Source organism: Segatella intestinalis, from assembly GCF_029348455.1.
Taxonomy (GTDB): Bacteria; Bacteroidota; Bacteroidia; order Bacteroidales; family Bacteroidaceae; genus Prevotella.
This window is the reverse complement of record NZ_JARJVV010000014.1, coordinates 95051-112608: the sequence shown is the minus strand read 5'-3', so window position 1 is coordinate 112608 and position 17558 is coordinate 95051. Positions and strand designations below refer to the sequence as shown.

Below are 17558 nucleotides of genomic sequence, written 5' to 3'. Positions count from 1 at the left end.
GTTATAAAATACCTAAAGGAGAGTCAAAATCTTTCACTATAAATTTGCAAAAAGAACGATATAAATATTCAAGAGGTCAATACAAAATTGTAAAGCCGTTCTCGTTCTCAACAAATGAAATGAAAGATTCTATGATGTACTATTTTTCTATAAAGTAAGTAACATACAAGAACATGTCAGAATTGTGAATGACCTTCATATTTTGACAAGTTCTTGTATATAATAGTTTAGGAGCTATGTACAATGTTTGTCCTTTGTGAAACACATCTATTATTGAAGGTGATAAAAAGATAGTGTTTGTAATAGTTCTACTTTGCAAACAAATTGTGTCTAAACTATTTATCTTGCCAAAGTATTTCTTTTTTTGTTAAAATCTCCTTGTAATCCATTGGATATTTAGAAAATTGTCGTATCTTTGCCCCCGAATTGAGGCGTTCTTTGCATATTGCAAAATACAGAAACGAGCAGGAAAGGTTAAAAAATACTTGACTACAACATCCTGATGCTTGTGCATCCTTCAAGTGGTGAGCATACCTTCTACAAGGTGAAGGATGGCAACCATATTATTCTGATAGATTCGTTTGGCAATGAACCCCAAATAGAGGAAAGAAAGAATTACATTCTGAGGAAGGAAAGATAAAATGCAAATAAACTGTGTTAAACCATAATATTATAGCCTAACACAGTTTATATTACACTACCTCAAAATGGGCTATGTTTTTACGTTTACCCTATTAAATCCTTGATATTTTTTGATTGTTTTGTTAATCTAATCAGAACCGACTTAGCTAAATTATCATCTAATGAATTGTATCTATTGATTAAAAAATCCTTCAATACAGAGAAGCTAATAGTCTCACCACAATCCTCAAATATCAGTTCTTTTTTATTAAAATGGATTATTGAATTTATAAAATTTGATTTTCTTTTTCCTATTATTTTAAATATATGCCCACTTTGGTCAACATATTTTTGATTATTGTAGTATTCTTCAAAGATACTATTATCGTCAGGATAATCCCATAAGTCTCCAATATGGGTTTCTTCCAAATCCTGTGAACTTAAATTACTTAAGGAAATATTAAGTATAGGGAATTGTATTGACATATTACTTGATTATTTATTCAAAAATTCTAAACAGACCATACATTATAGACACAAAACCAACAACATATCCTTTAAGATAATCAATATAGTTTCTTGTAAAACTCGGTGGGAAATTACGCCTGTCTTTGTATGTGATATTTAGGAATATAATACCAAAGGATATTGCACAAATACTATCATATCTTTTAAATAAGATGGTTGTTATTCCTAAGCATATCATCAAAATTGAAAAAATCAAGTAAGTGCCATATTTTACGGCACTTACCGACTTTTTGTGCTTAATAACTGAAAACATTATTGCAATTCCTGTTATAGACGCTAATATTCCCCAACCACAAATATAGTTCATATTGTTTTGCTTTTATGTTATAACTCAAGAACGACTGGATATTGAATTTATTGCATTGAATTGTAGTATTAATCAAAAAACGCACAATAATATGTCTGTCAATGTTTTTCCATTGTCTCACCAAGCAGGGACTATTTGGCGACACGCATGTTCAAGTCATACATGCTTTTCCGCCAAAGGTGCGTCTCTGCAATCCTGCTCTCCATCCTGCTTCTGTCCCGCCATTCAAATAGGCCGATTACACTGGTACATCCTACGACGACGGTGACAATCGTGATGCCAAAAGCCATCCATCGGCAGACATGCCCGGTCTGTTCCTTACGTTCAATTTTGTTGCTGAATTTAATGATTCTACTACATTTTGATATGATTAAAGTTATTTGAACTGGCAAAGTTACGGTTGGAATGTCACAATCAAGAATTTTCGCAGCATTTATAACAACTTTTATGGAATAAAGACCTTTATGGGAATGCGATGAAGATGGAGAGGGTTGCAATCATACAATTGGGCATACAAAGACCTTTGTATAATATCTTATAAAAAGGGACTGTGCCATTTCACACAATCCCTTTTTGAAAGAATTTTAATTAGTCTATATTGACTTCAGCTTTATAGCTCTGATAAATTTCTCCTCTATTATTATATTTAAATAGAAAAGCCGAAATAACAGGCGATCCATAAATGCCAACCATTTTATCTTTTGGTAGGATGTCGCATCTTATCATTCCTTTATATGGCTCCGAAAAATTTGCTATATACATACAAGAATCACAAGTTTCAGGACCGAATATAGATAATAAAGCTTCAGAATATGTTGGAGCGTTCCAAATAAATTTTTTCTCTATTCGATAAGACCAGAGAATTTGTTTGGTCTGAGTATCAACCATATCTGAAAAAATATCCCAATCAAGATCATAAATCGAATCTGAAACACACAGTTCTTTTGAATGGTAATAAACTTGCAGAATATCAAATGCCATATTTATAGCTCTCTGCTCATTTTTATTACCATAAATGATATTCTGAGCTGCTATCGTCAAAGAAGCCCCCAAAATGCACATCAAAAAGAATATTCTCATAATGATTCTCATTTTGTTTTAATATAATGAGCCTTTTTCCCCATGGAACTATTGTACTTCAACGAAGTTAAAGCCGATTCATTAAAAGGAATAATATTACCTTCTTTTGTATGGATCGCTTTATAATTTAACCTTTCTCCATAATTAAACCCTTGTTTGTTGAGTTCATTGCGGATTATATTCATGTTATCAACAACTGGTCCAGTTCCAAAAAGTTCTGTAGAATCATGATAGTCTCCACCTATTGTTGTATGATGAAGTTCATGTAAGAAGGTCATGCCAAAACCAAGCGTATTGCCATCTACACCAACAGCACCTTTAACCATGTTACTGATTTGCTCAAAACTGAGACCTATTTGAGTTCCAGATGTAACAGTACGTTTAGCATGATAGGATACTTCTATCTCGGTTTTGTTGTCAATCATTTTTATCAAGAAATTCCTTGCAGTTTTACTTCCTGCATCTATTTCTTTTCCTTTTTTGTTGGTAATCTTATTAACAATAGGTTTTCCTTCATCATTTTTAGCATATTGCAACTTGTTATCCTTGTCCAAACTGAGTTGTAATCCCGTTTGAGAAGCCAAATCTTTTATTACAGACTGAGTTGTTGACAATTTAAGTTGTTCATCAGCCAAACGAACTTTTGTCATATCAATTTCCATACCTGTAGGATCTGTATATTTCAGCGGATTAGAAATAACATAACAATACGTTGACACATTGGAATATTTTTCCTCTTTGGGATCTATAGAAAGCCAAAGACTCAACCTCGAATCATAGTACCTCGCTCCATAGTAATACAATCCTGTCTCCTCATCAAATTCCTTCGCATTGAAAAGATAAGGTGTATTCCAAATGTTGTTGCGTTCCTCAATAAACACTTCACCGAAAGGAACATACTCGATATGCTGCACCACCTCGCCATCAAGGTTGGTGATGTAACTGCTGCTACCCAAATGGTCTGGGTGGTAGTAGAACTGCATCTTCTCGTATGAGTCACCCTCTTGGAAATTGTTCTTCATTGCTCTTGCCATTACACGTGCTTGCGCAGCCTCCAAACTGCCGTCATTGCAGCAGAAGCCCTTGCCATCGACATAATCGTTGTTGTCCTCGCCATTGTACGGCACTGCAAAGGTTGCCTCCTTTTTTTCTATTTTATCTGTCATATTTATATTCATTTTTCCAATATCACAAATTGTGACTTTGAACATTACCATATTTAACAGCATTCAAAGGTAGTGCTTTTAGCCTATAAGCCACTATTGCACAAACCCTTTCTTTGAAAAGAACGTAAAATCAATAGTATTATTGCGGTGATTGCACTTTTATTAATCGCTTCACTCGTTGTACGGTATTTACCCCTTTACCACTCAACTTTGCCACATCCCGAATGGAATACCCCTTGCGGAGTAAACTTATTACTTCCCTATATTCGGCTTTCACCTGTTCTTCCCTATTTTCCAAGAGACTTGAACATCTTGGTGATGCACTTTTTCTTCTGTTCCATGTTCGGGTGAACATAGAGATTAAGGGTTGTTGTAATATTGGCATGACCGAGCAGTACGCTTACGGTCTTGTAGTCGCAGTTGCTTTCAATGCAGCGTGTCGCAAAGTTGTGATGCGCAGTGTACCATTAATCAGGTGAAACAAGAGCTGAATGCCACATCAAAAATTGTGCAGGACAAACTTCACGCAATGGATAATACACCTCTGAAGAAAGTAGTGACTCATCGCTTCGAGCCAACTTCAAAGTATGTTCTTCTTTTCATTGTAGGCTTGGCTCTATCTCTTGTCATCTCCATTTGGGGCAACCTAACCCAATGGCGAGAGCATCAAGCTTGGGAGGTAGCAGACTTGAAATATCGGGCATTGAAGATGGTTCTTCCATCTGACGACCCCAATGTTCGATACATCGAAAGTCACAATATGACTTGGCAAGAAACATGTCTTATTTGGTTTCATATATGAAATCTATTGTTTCATAGTGTTTCCTATATTCTTTTTTTAATTTTACGACCCTATTATTCTTATCATAAGTAAAGACACATGTATATGAAATAATGACGTCAGACATGTTTGGCTTATATGTATAACTATATTGAGTAATAAGACAATCCTTGACTATAATTTCAATACTTAACACATAGTCAACACTGGCATCAAGATATGTGTAATACTTATTGATATTTTGTATAGAAATCTTTTTTTTTCCCCCTATTGGCTTTGTAAATGACAAGATTTCGCTTGGGTCATAACTTGATAAAATATCAGCAATAACACATGCATCCTTATATATGACCTCGGGATATTTTAGCTTTATTCCATAATCTGTTAGGCTATTAGATTGATTTAAAAATATCTTTTGACGCGTTTTGTCATCTGTGGACAATTTAATCAATCTACCCTTTTTATTATATACCCCGATTTTTTTCCCGTGTAGAAATAAACTTCTCTCTAACTTATAACCATTACTTAAAATGTTTACAACAGTCTGTGATTTCAATTCCAAACTGTTTAGAATTGAAATTACAGAAAGTATTAATATCGCGCAAAATCTCATTACTAATTTTTATTTAGTTCCTTGCTTTAGGATTTCTATTCTTTGTCAATTCAATGAATTTCTTATATTCCATTGAAACCAGTAAGGGTCTCGTCTTTTTTTATTTCATACAAATACGTGTACCCTGTTGGAATATTATAATTTATAAATACACATTTTTTTTTATGTCTTATAGCCTTTGCGTAACTCGGAGATTTATCGTCAAATAATGTAGTCTTAAAACTATAGTACATTTTTTTTATTGGTGCGCCAAACACAAAGAGATATGTATGATTGTTAAAATCAAGTTTATTTGTATCAATAATGGCTTCTACTTTTATTGCATTGTTAATTAATTTCATATTTGACAAGAACTCTTCTTTTGTATTTACAAATTTATAAGCATCTGGATAAAATGGAGTTTTAGGTATCGGAAGCTTGTAACAAGCACTATACTTAATATAATGCTTGTTACAAATAATAAAAGATAGTCCAAAGACTATTACTACAAAACATAATTTCATATAAAGCATCCTATCTTTTGCCATTTTTCTCTCTTCTTAATGGATTATTTGAAATGTTATTGCGTTCCTCAACGAAAACCTCACCGAAAGGTACATACTCAATATGCTGCACCACCTCGCCGTCCACATAGTCGTTGTTGTCCTCGCCATTGTACGGCACTGCAAAGGTTGCATAATTATCCTTGATAACCTGCAACTATTGGACATATTTTTGCTTATATCATGTAATATAATATCACCATTATCCCATAGAACATAAAACCAATACCGCAATAGTAGCCCTTAAGAACTGAAGGATGAGGAATTGTTATTTTGAAATAAGTCCTATTAACAGGACTCTTTTTCTGTTCCATATATGTATCAATAAATATTTCTATACCAAATAATATTGCACAAAATGCATGACAGATGTAATAAAAAAAACTTATCACACCTAAGAACAGTCCTATCAATGAAGCTATTCCATATATATATGTGGAAAAACTTTTTTTACTCCTATTTCTGTATAAATATATAAGTATCCATACACTACTCAAGAGCGTTATGCAATTAATAAATATTATGCACCATAGAGGTATCGTATCCATTATTTATTATCTTTTGTATTATTATTTTTAGAGTCCTTTTCTTCTATTACCTTATCGGTGATTTTTTCAGCTCCAGAGATTTTAAATTGGCGACTTTGATCTATCATGCGCTGTCAATTTGGAGTGTTTGAAAAATATAAAAACGTATGCCTCTGCCGCGCAGGGAGAGACCAGTGAGAGAGAACGGACTGTTACTACGGAGAAGAATTGTGATATAGGCTTGCTCCGTAAAGTCCTATTGTCACGTGGCAGGCCAATAGGCTTTACCACCAAACTAATGCTGCAAATATACAAAAATAATCTTAATAAACGGATATAATCTTTAAGAAATTTGCTGATTTGGTGTTTTTTTTCTTATGATTTTGGTCGATTTTGCAGAAATCTTTTACATCTGTTGTATGTACTGGAGTTAGTTTGGCAAAAATACACAAATGGTCACGGCTTCACTTTCTTATATAAGAATGTAAATCATGGTTTGAAACTGTACACACTCGGAGTACAAACGAAAACAAGATATGCTTGTGTCGAAAAGGTATATATGAGCTGATGGTAGAGTCGTCATCAACAACAATGGCCCTTATTTGATAAACTCAGCAGGAATACTTGCTATTCATTTTATGATGGGGTTATGTTCACAAGTTTGAGATTTCATGTAAAAAAGTCCTAATTTCTATGTTTCTCTTCTTGCAAATTATGGGATATTTAGAAAAATATCGTATCTTTGTCCCCGAATTAAGGCGTTCTTTGCATATTGCAAAATACAGAAACGAGCAGAAGTCCGCTCGTTTCCATATTGTTACCTATATAATATGGGCAAACGCCCAACTTCTTGATTTTCAATCAAAGTCCAATTTAGAGCGAGTTAGATTTATTAACATTACATTTAACTGCTGTAATTACTCAGCACCCATATTGTCATGAGTTGTTACGTTAATATTGTGAGTCAACGTGTATTATCAATAAAACTTAAAGTGGTCAACTAAAATCGTTAAACCACAAACTAAAATCGTTAAACCACAAATGCAATAGGCTTCAACTGCTTACGAAGCCGCTTTCATTGCTCTACGCAATAGGCTTCATTGACTATCGAAGCCGCTTTCATATTGTGGTTTAACGATTTTAGCCCATCATGATGAGCATTTTTGCCCATAAGGATGAGCAGAATTGCTCATCCTTATGAGGAAAAGTGCCCGTACCATTGGGCAGAAATGCCCAAAGCCTTGGGGAGTCTTGGGCAAAACCATGGGGAACCTTGGGCAAAAAGCATGGTGACACTCCATATCATAGCCTATACTTTTTACCACGATATATGCAAATACCTTTCTGCCGCTTGCTTACACTAACACCCAATACATTATAGGCAAAAGGACTTTTTACAACATCTGTCATCACCTTTTCCACATTGTGAATACCAGTACTTACCGCCACGAAAGCTCCAGGAAAACTATTATCCAGACGAGAGTTACCAAGTTGATCTACGGAGACATCAGCTGCATCAAATCCCCATTCATTCACCTTGTCATTGAGGTCATTTACCTGCACTCCTGCCTTGACCGAAGCCAATGGTTTCAATACACCATTAGTTAGTGTCGCATCACCAAAAACCGCAGCATAGTCATCAAGTAAATTTCCATCACCTTCTTCAGTGGCAAGATTATCGCCACAAATAATTGAGTTGATAAATTTCAAGTTCTGTACTCCAGCAAGTTGCAACTGTCCATCTCCCTCGTTGCCAGCAAGTGTACTGCTAATAATAAGCAACTCATTCTTGTAATCATTATTCTTTCCGTTGGCAAAGACAGCTCCGCCAGAAGTTGCGATGTTGCCATAGATGGTGGAATTAACAATCGCGGTACGTTGAGCATGCTGTACACAAACTGCACTTCCTGTACCTTCTTTTACTTTGTTTCTTGCAATCAGACAACGCTCAAACGTACTATATCCCTTTGTTCTGTTGTTGGATGACAGACGAATGGCTCCTCCACGGCTTCCAGCCTCATTGTCGGTAAAATCACATTCGAGCAAATGAGAAGTGCTATATTCTGCACGAAAGGCTATACCACCATAACCAAGAGATCTGTTTTGATAGAAACGACAATTCTTTACGACAGCATTTCCACAATCTTTGAGATACAATGCACCGAGCTGTGCATTACTGGCCGTGTTGGAACAATAAGCTCCGGTGAACTCGATGCCCTGGATACATAACTCTTTCTCCTTTTCCAGGGAGCCCGTAAAATCAACCGAGATTATTTGACTCAAATCGCCTGCGTCAAAGGTATTCGAATGATTGGAATCACCTGAGAATACTGTGGAATTAAGAGAAGGATAAACCATATTCGGAATGTTTACACCCGTCAAACTTGGATCACACCCTCCTATAAGTTTACAAGGCTCCGTGATTGTAATTGTGGTCTGAGGATAGTAGGTACCTCCTGCAAAATAATAAGTGTCACCAGGATTGCCATTGGCTATATGGCTCATAAAACCGCTCAAGGAAAAAGCTTTGTCCCATGATGAGCCATCTCCATCTTCTGTCAATCTGGAATCATTGTCAGGCCTCACAAAATAGACTTTAGCACCTATTGTATTCTGGATATAATTCAAGTCTGTTACTGCATCTGGTGTTTTGCACGCTTCATGAGCTGCAGTCTGAGCTGCAATTTTAAGACTTTCACTCATATTAGGAGCCACAAAAGAACATCCTATAGGGTTGACACCCAATACAGCCTCCAGCCAAGTGCAGGCAGCCGTATACCTACCATAATAAACATTCAGATGCTGTCCGTCACGATTCATCCTATCACCGATAAATGTGGTACGGGCATTCTGAACAGCCGTTCCCACCGGTACAAGAATATCAAAACCATAATTAGTGACACACTGCCGTGCTGCATCAACTATGGCATGATACATGGTAAGCTGATCCTTGTTGTAATTAGCAAAACCAGAATGAGTACAGTTGGCTGCATAAGCCCATGTCTGATGCCATATCAACTTCACATTTTCAGGTGCCAAATTTCTGATATAGCTGATAAGGTAACTAAGATATGGAGTATAGGTTTCATACAGACCAGACAAAGGACTGCCTTGCTGTAAACTGACATAATCCCACTTTTCGTCTTTCAATGCTGTTTCTAAGGTGACACCTTCCTTAGAAGCCTTCATTCCGTCAACCCCTATCTTACGATAAGAATACGCAGCCGTATTGTTCTGGGCATTGTTGTAATGACGTTCCAGGGTACAGCCACCAATGTACATATTGGCAATAATTGTTTGCTTCCCGGAGGCTTCTGCCAGTTGGTGTAGATAATTCTCTATAGCATCTTGCGAGAAACTGTTTCCTATAGCAAGTATACGAATAACACCATCATCGCTTGCATAGGCATGAATGTTGATTACTAATAATAAAAGTAATGACAGAAAATATTTCATCGTTCTCATAACTATGTTATTGTTTTGGTTAGAATAAATATTACTTTCAAATTTCATCTATATGTACATTATAGTTACTACATATAGCCGTGTTTACACAAAAAAGCCGACAACAGCAACAACAGCCTGTCGTAGTCATCAGTCAAAGGTTTACGATAATAGAATATCGGATGATGCCTTCCCTCGAAAAGGTGGAACTCACATTCGTTCCCTTTTCGGCGCACTTCATCAACATATTGTTCTGCTACCTCCTTCTTCGTAAATTCATCTTTCGTCCCCATGCAAAGAAGCATCGGAGGCATACCATCGCGCACCGATTTCATCGGCAAAGCCAAAGTTGGATATTCCAGCAACAGCAAATCAGGAACAGAAAGGCTGTCTGCCCCCATGCGGTCTATGCTACCCAAAAGGGCAGACATACATCCTCCCGCAGAAGCTCCACCCACAGCCACTCGATGGGGGTCGATATCTAATGTTCGAGCATTTTCCCTCATCCATTTTACAGCATCCTTGGCATCTTCCAAAGCATCTTGCCATGAAGAACCATATAGATAAGATATACGATAATCAAAAGATACCGCCAGCACGCCCTTACTTGCCAGATAAGCAGACTCTTTGTAGAACTGTAAAGGAGAGCCATACTTCCAACCACCCGCAAAGAACCAAGCCACGGCCGAATACTGCGCCTGCCCTTGCGGACGAAAGACATGGGCATACAGACTTTCGCCCGAAGGCAGCAACTTGTAAGCCACTCGATTCACCCGATAAGCATGAGGCGGCTGCATCAAAAGCTTGCCCAAGGCTGCAAACCACACATTCGCCATCTGTTCACGCCCCAAGCAGTTAGGATGCACTTTGTCCTGAATGGTCATTGTCGCCCAATGGAATCCCTTGCTTTGGTCCACCAATACAACATGATCATTATGTAAAGCCTTCACCATTTTGGCAATCTCTTTATTCAACTTGGGAATATAAGAGTATTTGGGTAGCTTACCACTCTCCACCACTTGTGCCATCAAGATAGTCGCATTCGGATTAATGAGCAAAATGGAAGAAATAATCTTACGATAGGCAGTAATCATTCCTTTGACGGGGTTCTCCTCTGAAAAGTGGTTGTGCCCAGCATGAAGCAACACAAAATCAGCAGGATACTTGCTGTAGATACTGTCTATTTTGGCAGCAAGAAACTCTACGTTTTTACCACTGAAGCCACAATGATTCAACTTGCCGATACGACACTCGCTTTGACGCGGCCCGATGAAATCGAAGTCATAACCAGCCGAGTACAGTTGCTCCCATAGAGGATAGAGATAAGAAGAAAAATTACTTCCCCCTTCCGTAATAGAATCACCCAAACCCATGACAGTAAAGCGTTTCTGCTGCCCCTGTACAAAAGCAGTCGTACTCCAAAGGAGCACAACTGCCATGAATATTCTTTTTATTAAATACATTCCAATTAATAATTCAATCCCCAGACATACTGCACAGAGTCGGCTTCTTCCTCATCTTCGTCAAAATCAAATGGGTCGGTAAAAGGCTTCGCTAATTGCTCAGCATCACTCACCTCATTATTAAAGCCAATAGAGGCTGCCAGGATTATACTGTCTACCGACATCTCACAAATACTTATGGAAGGGCATATATATTTCTTTTTCATCATGAATGCTTTATTTTACAACAAACTTCTTGCCATTCACGATACAAATGCCTTTCTGCAATCCCTTCTGCTGCATACCTTGCAGATTATATATCTTGCCTGCCATCTTGCCTACCTCTGTCACTTCTTTGATACCAGTATCCACACCACCCAGAGCAAAGCCCTTAGCAGCACTTGCCTCTCCTGCTACTGCAAGATAAGCCTTGTTGGCACTATTGGTGAAAGCTGCACCATTCTCAGCATCCCAATAGAAACCTATGCCTTTGTCTTTATCATTGGCAAACTTATAAAACTTGGCACCAGCCTCATCAGAAGTTGTCAGCGACTCATCGCTTGTACCCTTCAACAGATTGACATCCTCGGTAGTTTCCTCTAATTTCAATGCCACCTCATAGTCATTCTTTGCACCATTTAACAAGAGAGCCGACTTAGCTGGCACGACACTACCCGAGCCATACTTGTAATCAACAACCAAGGTTCCTTCTACTTTTGCATCGGTCACTACGCCACCCTTTACTCCTTCTGGCATCATGTAACCGAAGTCATGATAATATGTAGCATATTGAGCATCCGTAATTCTGAACTTACCCTTCAAAGGCTCTGCCACTACTGCTCCAGGAACAGCAATATCACCACGAGAAACGCCATTGATATCCTGTTTCAAGTCTTGACCAAGGCTCCAACCTTTCGCTATTGCCTCCATCTGCACTTGGGTTGCACCATAAGGTGCTGCCAAAGGACCATTTGTCACTGCATTGCTACCAAAGATGCTACTCAAGGTGTTGTCATCACTTACAAAATCAGAAGTTTTCCATGCTGTAGTAGAGGCATCGTCAACTTGATACATACCTATTATATTATAGCCTTTGGAAAGAACCTGCTTAGGCTTTTCCTGGAGAGAAATAGCAGGAGTCGTTCCATCACCGACTATTATGGAGTTAGCTATACGAATAGCTGCATCTTTTCTGCCCAACACTTGTGCGCCACCCATATTCCCGGCTACAGTAGAATTGATAAGTGTAATCTGGCGTGCATAATTGCTATCGGCACCTATAGAGAAGATGGCACCAACCTCACCCTCTGTACCAGAAACATTTTCTGTAATAACAGAATTGATAATATTCAACTCTTGACCATGATTAAAAAAGATGGCACTACCAAGAGTTTTTGCCTTATTGCCAGAAACAAGACAACGAAGCAAATTTGTATATCCCTTCGTTGAAACATCTGAAGTCAGTTTTATAGCACCTCCACGACCAACAGACTCATTATTTGTAAACTTGCAATCAGTAAAGTTTACCGTACTACGCTCTAATAAGCATGCGGGTCCACCATGATTATTATCCTTTGAATAAACAGAAATATTCTTATCAAAGATACAATTCTGCACATCAACCCAACCACTGTTATCCACTCGTAACGCCGATGTTCTTGTCTGATTCACATATGCCCCGGTAAATGTGATATTTTTTAGAACGAAATGCTTAGAAGTATCACCATTCTTTGTCGCCAACTGGATGAAAAGCAAAGTTGAAGCATCACCTTCAGTAGCAACACCATCACCATTTACATCTCCAGAGAAAACTGTAGGTGTCCCAGTAGTAGCTCCAATAAAAGAATACCCATTAGAAACAGTAGGCACTTTAGCTGGAACATAATACGTTCCTCCTTGAAAATAAAAAACATCTCCATTCTTATACTTAGTGTTGATGTTACTATACATCTCGGTAAAGGCAATGGCATTTTCCCAAGAAGAGCCACTTTTTTCACCAGAACCATCAACGCTGACATAATAATCAGTTGCAAAACTTGCAGATGCACAAAGCACACCTGCCAACATCAAAGTAAATCTTTTCATATTCATCCAATTTAGGTTGTTAGTAAAAAACTTTAGTTATTTACCTTATATGTCGCAAAGAAAAGAAAAAGATATAGGTAAAATATATAAAAAATATCTATATATATTCCTATCAACGATTCTATAAGCTATTTGACATACTAATAAGGAAAGAAATTTATCAGCAGCAAGAACTGAGAAGACAAGACTAAAACTTGTTGAAAAGATCCAACCTATAAGGAAAACTGTTCTACTCAACTTTCGCAAACGGAAAGTCAGAGGTGAGTTAAGAGAAATTAAGGGACAAATGCCTTTGTGGACTTGCCCCATCCCCATTCCCTCAAGGTTGTTGTCCCTTAACTTCCCGAACGACCGAAGGGAGTGATAACTTCCCTTTACTTCTATAACTTCCATACATGCGAGACTTCTGTACCTATATAATAAAAGCAGTAACAGCTTCATTTTGTTACTGTTACTGCTTTTCCATATGATCACAAAGTAAATTTCTGTGTTTCGATGGTTTATCCGACAGCCATCCTGCCGTTTTGTCGCTTATATAAGTCGTTCTACGACATTATTCTACTATAGCTGTCCAGCCGCCACCTGGTGCAAGATGTATCTGGAGCTTATCGCCAGAAGTTACCTGTCGATAAGTATGTTTGTAATCTGTGGCCTCACGGTCTGCATTGATACCATCGGCAAAGATATTGGCCTTGCCATTCATTTTTTCCAATTTACCTGTTGTGTCATTCGGTGTTACTAAACGGGAAAGATCGACAGTAAGATCACGAGCCTGCCAATTGTTCATCGCGGCTATATACCATTTATTGCCTTTCCTCTTGGCTACAACCACGTATTCACCGAGTTTTCCATCCAAAGGAACCACCTGATCATAAACTGTAGGTATCTGCGAGATAAAGTCGGTACACTCCTGATTCTGCATATACTTGGTTGGACTATCGGCCAGCATCTGCAAAGGTGCATCAAAGATCGTGTACATCGCCATCTGATGTACTCTCGTACCCAGACTCATCGGATGGTCGTTGTTGCCGAAAAACTGCGAGCGGACGGCATTCACCATAGCTCCCGGGGTATAGTCGAAGGAACCAGGAAGAGCACGGAGGAAAGGAATCGTCACATCGTATCTTGGCTGATCATGCAGTGGACCAACACCTGTACGAGGTTCCCACTTGGAATTTTCCAATCCTTTCACTCCCTCGATATTCACGATGTTAGGATAAGAGAACTGTACGCCAAACGGACGCATACCATGCAGGTCGAGCAGAAGTTGATGCTTTGCTGCACATGCCGCGATTTCATAAACAGAATTGATGGCCTTCTGGTCATCTCGGTCGAAGAAATCTACCTTGAATCCCTTCACACCCATATCGCCGTAATGCTTCATGATTGCCTCCATTTTATCATGTCCACGCTGTACGAGATTACGCCATGAAGACCAGAGTATCACTCCCACTCCATTTTCTTTGGCATAATTGATGATGCCTGCCATATCCATCTTGTCGGAGAATGTCAGCAAATCTTCCGGGTCACTCCATCCTTCGTCGATGATGATATATTCCAGATGGTTGTTCCTGGCGAAATCCACAAAGTACTTGTAAGTCTCTGTATTGATACCCGCACGGAAGTCTACACCTGTGATATTGGTATTATTCCACCAGTCCCAAGCTACTTTTCCCGGCTTTATCCACGAGGTGTCCTTGACACGGCACGCAGGACCGAGAACTTTGGCAATATCATTACCCACCAGTTGCTTGTCCTCATCCGTAACAAGGACTATACGCCAAGGCAACTTGGTTACTTTTTCTGCTATATAATTAGCCCGTTCGGTAGGAACTAAGTTCAGACGGGCATAGCCTCCTATCTCCTCTTTTAATGGTAATGGAGGAAAGGCTGCATGTATCGAATAATCCGTAGATGCATCTGAAGAGAATACTCCTGAAGCTGTAGAGGAAGGTGTTCCTTTCAAGAGATACATACCAGGATAATTTTCCACATCAGCTTCCATCACCACTGCCTTCTTTCCGTCAGGTAAGCAAACAGCAAGAGGGGTGATGGCAAGAGAATCCTTATACATCTTAGACAGTGGGGCCTCGTCATAATATGACTCGAAGGAATAACACCAACGTTCCCCTCCCCGATTATCATTCACGTAGGGAACAAATGCCTGATAATCGCCAGCGAAGCGATATTCCGAAGTTTCATTAAGCACCTTGTTGATCATCTTTTTAGGGATGATGCGATAAGCTGCAGCATTCATAAAGGCCCGGAATTCCACATCGTACCCATTGCAGGAAAGGAGCAGTCGCTGATAACCACCATTATCATCGTTTTTCCAGTTGGTGACAGATGCTTTACGCACTTTGGGATTCACACCAAAAGTTTGCTTATCAGTCTGTAAGGAGATAACTGATGGCTGCAGCACTTGAGTTTTTCCCTTGACTACAGCCCATGTTATAGACTTATCCACATGGACGTTGACAACCAAATCTCCCAATAATGATTGAATCGTATATACTTTAGCCGTTATTGGCAAGCCGCATACGAGGGCTAACATGAAGGATGTAATAAATTTAGTACGCATCATAATAAATGGTTTTAGTGACACATGTACGGAAGTTGAGTTGTTTGATCTTATCTTTTTATCGAAGACCCTGCAAAGTTACGATAATATCATGAAACTGCAAACAAAAGGGGGAAAAAAGACTAACTGATCACACCTTTTCGGAGATATTATGCCACAAGATGCCAAGCGGCTAAGTGACGATAAAAAAACATACCAATTTATTTTTTCACCGTCACTAAATAGAAAAACGGATTTCAGCTCTCGTGAGCCAAAACCCGTTTCCATTTCTATAATCTCTCTAATAAATTGTTCTTTAGAAAAAGGTGGAGTGCTTAGTCAAGCTTGTTCTCCACATTCACTGCCTGGGCAATCATTACTGCCACAACGGCAAAAGTCATCATGAATACCATAATCTTTTTTACCTTTAAACTAATTAATACTTATTGAATATATATAGCGTTATGCTTTATTATCCTTTTGACGATGCAAAGGTACGGCATTTTCTGTGTGTGCGCAAACATTTCGAACAATAAAGTGTAATTTCTACTCTTTTTTTGACTCAGGTCAAGTTCTTGTCCGGTATTTTAAAGCTTTTGCCCTTACAGGGCGACAGGTTTGCTGACGTAATTACCCAGGGCGATGCCCTGGGCTAAGAGCTTCTGCCCCTTCAGGGCATGCTAACTATTCTAACTTCCCCCCAAACCCCTTAGCCCTGGGCTAAGAGCTTCTGCCCCTGAAGGGGCGTGTGGGGAAAAACTTGCGAAACTTGAATTACAAAGAAACCCTCAATCGTTTATTTATGCTAAAAAAATCCGAGATAATACACTTTTGACGATAAAATGATTACCTTTGCATGAGTTATGGACATAAAAAAGATAGTAAACAATACATGTAAGGTGGCTTTCTCGCTCATTTTGGGCGGTGCCATTCTTTACTGGATGTATCGTGGGTTCGATTTCAAACAGGTGGAGCACGTGCTGTTTCATAAGATGAACTGGACCTGGATGCTACTGTCGTTCCCCTTCGGCATCCTGGCCCAGCTCTTTCGTGGCTGGCGATGGAAGCAGACTCTCGAACCCGTTGACGAGCATCCTCGTACCAACGTATGCGTCAACTCCATCTATCTTTCCTATGCGCTGAGCCTTGTCATTCCCCGCATAGGCGAGTTCGCACGGTGTGGAGTACTGAAGCGATGGGACAATGTGTCATTCCCCAAGTCGTTGGGCACCGTAGTCACCGAACGTGCCATCGACTCGCTCTTGGTAATGATCATTGCCATACTGGTGTTTCTGATGCAGATTCCGGTATTTCTCAATTTCTTCAATACTACAGGAACGAGTCTCGACGGCATTCTGTCTAAGTTCAGCGCTACTGGCTATCTGGTATGCGGGATTTGTGGCATTGCCGTACTCATCCTGTTGCATGTGCTGCTCAAGAAGCTATCTATATATAATAAGGTGAAAGCCACTCTTGGCGGACTGTGGCAAGGTGTCATCTCGCTGAAAGGTGTCAGCAACGTACCGCTGTTTGTCGCCTTCACCCTGGGCATCTGGGTTTGCTATTTCCTGCACTATTTCCTCACGTTCCAGTGCTTCGAGGCAACCTCGCACTTAGGGCTGACGTGCGGCCTCGTCACCTTTATCGTGGGAAGCATAGCCGTGATAGTGCCCACACCGAATGGTGCCGGCCCATGGCATTTCGCCGTGAAGACAATGCTCATTCTCTACGGCATACAGTCGGACGACGCGCTCTTCTTTGTGCTCATCGTTCACTCCGTACAGACGCTCTTGGTCATCCTCCTGGGCATATACGCCTGGTTGGCCCTGGCATTCACTAAGAAAACAAACAACATTCATTAA

The 17558-nt window shown here is 39.3% G+C and carries 11 protein-coding genes and 6 pseudogenes; 2 read left to right on the top strand and 15 right to left on the bottom strand.

Going from position 1 to position 17558, the window contains the following annotated elements:
* Nucleotides 1–726: 726 nt before the first annotated feature.
* The 6 genes and pseudogenes from P3T48_RS10720 to P3T48_RS10695 form a co-directional block, all read right to left on the bottom strand.
* Complete coding sequence (locus P3T48_RS10720) at nt 727–1107, bottom strand: hypothetical protein (RefSeq protein ID WP_276506671.1); 381 nt, start codon at nt 1105–1107, stop codon at nt 727–729.
* A gap of 13 nt (nt 1108–1120) precedes the next feature.
* Nucleotides 1121–1456: a hypothetical protein gene (locus P3T48_RS10715; RefSeq protein ID WP_276506670.1), complete on the bottom strand. Its 336-nt coding sequence runs from the start codon at nt 1454–1456 to the stop codon at nt 1121–1123.
* A gap of 588 nt (nt 1457–2044) precedes the next feature.
* On the bottom strand, nt 2045–2548 hold the full coding sequence (locus P3T48_RS10710) for a hypothetical protein (protein WP_089542656.1): 504 nt from the start codon (nt 2546–2548) through the stop codon (nt 2045–2047).
* A 647-nt stretch (nt 2549–3195) separates the two neighbouring features.
* A pseudogene (locus P3T48_RS10705) lies at nt 3196–3690 on the bottom strand (RHS repeat domain-containing protein); the annotation flags it as partial.
* A gap of 151 nt (nt 3691–3841) precedes the next feature.
* Nucleotides 3842–3985, bottom strand: a pseudogene (locus P3T48_RS10700) (helix-turn-helix domain-containing protein); the annotation flags it as partial.
* 4 nt (nt 3986–3989) lie between these two features.
* A pseudogene (locus P3T48_RS10695) lies at nt 3990–4154 on the bottom strand (tyrosine-type recombinase/integrase); the annotation flags it as partial.
* An 11-nt stretch (nt 4155–4165) separates the two neighbouring features.
* Between P3T48_RS10695 and P3T48_RS10690 the strand changes: the two are divergent.
* Nucleotides 4166–4459, top strand: a pseudogene (locus P3T48_RS10690) (hypothetical protein); the annotation flags it as partial.
* Nucleotides 4460–4484: 25 nt separating this feature from the next.
* Here the strand turns inward: P3T48_RS10690 and P3T48_RS10685 are convergent.
* From P3T48_RS10685 to P3T48_RS10650, 9 genes and pseudogenes are all read right to left on the bottom strand, one after another.
* Nucleotides 4485–5045 carry a hypothetical protein gene (locus P3T48_RS10685; RefSeq protein WP_276506669.1) on the bottom strand — a complete coding sequence of 187 codons (561 nt, stop codon included), beginning with the start codon at nt 5043–5045 and terminating at the stop codon, nt 4485–4487.
* Nucleotides 5046–5158: 113 nt separating this feature from the next.
* Entirely contained in the window at nt 5159–5623 is a 465-nt protein-coding gene (locus P3T48_RS10680) for a hypothetical protein (RefSeq protein ID WP_217756852.1), read from the bottom strand.
* A 16-nt stretch (nt 5624–5639) separates the two neighbouring features.
* Nucleotides 5640–5819: pseudogene (locus P3T48_RS10675) on the bottom strand (hypothetical protein); the annotation flags it as partial.
* 1648 nt (nt 5820–7467) lie between these two features.
* Nucleotides 7468–8523 (bottom strand): right-handed parallel beta-helix repeat-containing protein, encoded by a 1056-nt coding sequence (locus P3T48_RS14425; RefSeq protein WP_443217188.1) that lies wholly within the window; start codon nt 8521–8523, stop codon nt 7468–7470.
* 264 nt (nt 8524–8787) lie between these two features.
* Nucleotides 8788–9630 (bottom strand): annotated as a pseudogene (locus P3T48_RS14420) (DUF4886 domain-containing protein); the annotation flags it as partial.
* Between the two features lie 68 nt (nt 9631–9698).
* On the bottom strand, nt 9699–11048 hold the full coding sequence (locus P3T48_RS10665; protein WP_276506667.1) for an alpha/beta hydrolase fold domain-containing protein: 1350 nt from the start codon (nt 11046–11048) through the stop codon (nt 9699–9701).
* 29 nt (nt 11049–11077) lie between these two features.
* Nucleotides 11078–11236 carry a hypothetical protein gene (locus P3T48_RS10660; protein ID WP_276506666.1) on the bottom strand — a complete coding sequence of 53 codons (159 nt, stop codon included), beginning with the start codon at nt 11234–11236 and terminating at the stop codon, nt 11078–11080.
* A 52-nt stretch (nt 11237–11288) separates the two neighbouring features.
* Nucleotides 11289–13136 (bottom strand): right-handed parallel beta-helix repeat-containing protein, encoded by a 1848-nt coding sequence (locus P3T48_RS10655; protein WP_276506665.1) that lies wholly within the window; start codon nt 13134–13136, stop codon nt 11289–11291.
* Between the two features lie 553 nt (nt 13137–13689).
* Nucleotides 13690–15717, bottom strand: coding sequence for a glycoside hydrolase family 97 protein (locus P3T48_RS10650; protein WP_276506672.1), 2028 nt, complete (start codon nt 15715–15717; stop codon nt 13690–13692).
* Nucleotides 15718–16559: 842 nt separating this feature from the next.
* Here P3T48_RS10650 and P3T48_RS10645 point away from each other — a divergent pair.
* Nucleotides 16560–17558 (top strand): lysylphosphatidylglycerol synthase transmembrane domain-containing protein, encoded by a 999-nt coding sequence (locus P3T48_RS10645; RefSeq protein WP_022252213.1) that lies wholly within the window; start codon nt 16560–16562, stop codon nt 17556–17558.